The 2,232-nt window shown below is 62.5% G+C and carries 1 protein-coding gene; it reads left to right on the top strand.

What is annotated here, in order from left to right; translation table 11 throughout:
• Positions 1-26: 26 nt before the first annotated feature.
• Positions 27-2,232 (top strand): DUF6531 domain-containing protein (locus NTD80_RS17100; protein ID WP_262134390.1); only part of this gene is annotated, 2,206 nt, incomplete at its 3' end.

The following is a 2,232-nucleotide window of genomic DNA, read 5'->3' as shown; positions in this document are numbered from 1 at the left end:
TGACCTGATCGCAAGGAAGATGATTCGTGGCAGACACCGTACACGCCGCCCGTGTGGGCGACCCCATTCTGCACACCTCCGTCTGGGCTGAGATCCTCGCTACCGTCGCGGAAGCTGTCGTGTATGCCGCCGTCACTGCTGCGGTGATCGCCGCAGCACCGGCTGTTGCCGTAGCGGCAGCAGGCGCGGTGGTAATCAGCGTAGGCGCCGGCTTGTTGGTGACGGCGACAAGCATGATTCCTGCCGGTGACAAATCCATCGGGGAGCACTTCAGCGATGCATGCAGTGGCTTTTTCAACGCGCTGATTCCCCCCACGCCCCAAGGCAACATCGCAAGCGGTGCCGTCGACACCCGCATCAATAGCCAACTGGCCGCCCGTGCCGCCGGCATACAAACCGACGAACCCGACGAGCCCTCGACCAAGCCCAGTGTGATGGACACCATTTTGGGCGTGCTCGCCGGACTCAACCCGGTCGTCTCGATCTACCAAACCATCGACGGCATTATCAATCCGCCCATGGTGGCCGCGCCTGCCAGCGGAACCCGGCCCACCGAACTGGACCAGGTGGTGTGCACGCGCCACCCGCCCATGCCCACGCACTACTTGGCCGAGGGCTCCTCGGAAGTCTTTATCAACAGTCAGCCTGCCGTCCGAAGCGGTGATCGCACGACCTGCGAGGCCACCGTCGGCCCAGAGACCGAGGTGTCCGCGGACGTTCGCATCGGCGGCGAACCGCTGGTGGTGCGGCCTATCCAAGGAGGAAAAAGCAAAATCGGCATGGCGGTGGGCATCATCGCCGGCATCCTTATCGCGCGAAAGTTCGGGCCCAAAAGCTGCTCGGTGGGTAACCCGGTAGCGGTGTCCACCGGCAGCAAGTTTCAAGACGGCCCGGAAGATCTGGACTTCACCCTCCCTGGCATCCTGCCCATCGTGTGGGCACGCCGCTACAACAGCAATGATCGGCGCGACAACGGACTGTTCGGCGTCGGCTGGAGCGTGTTCTACGAAGTTGAAATCGTGCGCGTGCCCCACCCGGACGGTGGCGACCTGTGGGTGTACATCAACGCCGAGGGTGAGCGTTTGGAGCTCGGGCAACTGAAGCCTGGCAATCGCTTCGTCAGCGCCCTCGATGGCCTTGCTTTTTTTGCGATAAGCGATGACTTGACGGTGGTTGAGGACATCCATGAAGGCTTGTTCCAGGTCTTTGAAACCGATCCCCACAACCCGCAGCGTTCACGGCTTGTGCGCCTGGGTGACCGCAATCTGAATACCCTCAATTTGCACTATGACGACCGGGGGCGGTTGCTGCATCTGTTTGACACAAGCAGCCGCGTCACCGTGCACCTGCGCTACAACGACCGTCACCCGCACCGGATTGAACAGGTTGAACGCCTGTACTTCAGTGACGAAGGCCCCGGCCATCTGGAGCGCACCGAGCCGTTGGTGCACTACCGCTATGACAGCCACGGCGACCTGAGCGCAGTGCTCGATACCAGTGGCCAGGTGCTGCGGCGTTTCACCTACACACCCGAGCGTTACATGAGCAGCCATACGCTGCCCACTGGCGCCATCCGTCACTATGCCTGGGCATCTTTCGCAGTCCCCGAACAACGGCCACAACCCATCCGCGCGGACGGCACGTCCTATACCCTCCCGCCCTTGCTGGAACCGCAACCCGACCACGAATGGCGGGTCACCCGCCACTGGGGCAGCGATGGCGAGGACTATCATTTTCATTACGACCTGGCCAAGGGCGAAACCCATGTCGTCGACGGCCTCGGCCGTGAGGAACGCTACTACTGGGGCGCGTTGTACGAGGTCTACCACCACATCGACGCGCTGGGCCAGTGCTGGCACAGCGACCTGCTGGCCGGGCAACTGCTCAAGACCACCGACCCGCAAGGCGGCGAATGGCACTACGTCTACGATGACCTCGGCCGCCTGATCGAAACCCGTGACCCGCTCGGGCGCAGTGAGCACATCATCTACACCGAACACTGGGCGCTGCCGCTGAGCGTCACCGACCGTGGCGGCCACACCAGCATCTTCAGCTACGACGAAAGCGGCAACCTGCTCAGCGAAAAAGACCCGCTCGGGCACACCACCCGCTACCGCTATGACCCCCAGGGCCAAGTGGTGGAGATCATCGATGCCCACGACAAACACAAGACCCTGGCCTGGAATCGCTATGGGCAACTGCTGCTGTTCCGTGACTGCTCCAACTCGGAAA

This window comes from Pseudomonas sp. 13B_2.1_Bac1 (assembly GCF_025466155.1).
Taxonomy (GTDB): domain Bacteria; phylum Pseudomonadota; class Gammaproteobacteria; order Pseudomonadales; family Pseudomonadaceae; genus Aquipseudomonas; species Aquipseudomonas aylmerensis.
The sequence above is the reverse complement of the archived record's forward strand: the minus strand, read 5'-3'. Positions and strand labels throughout refer to the sequence as shown.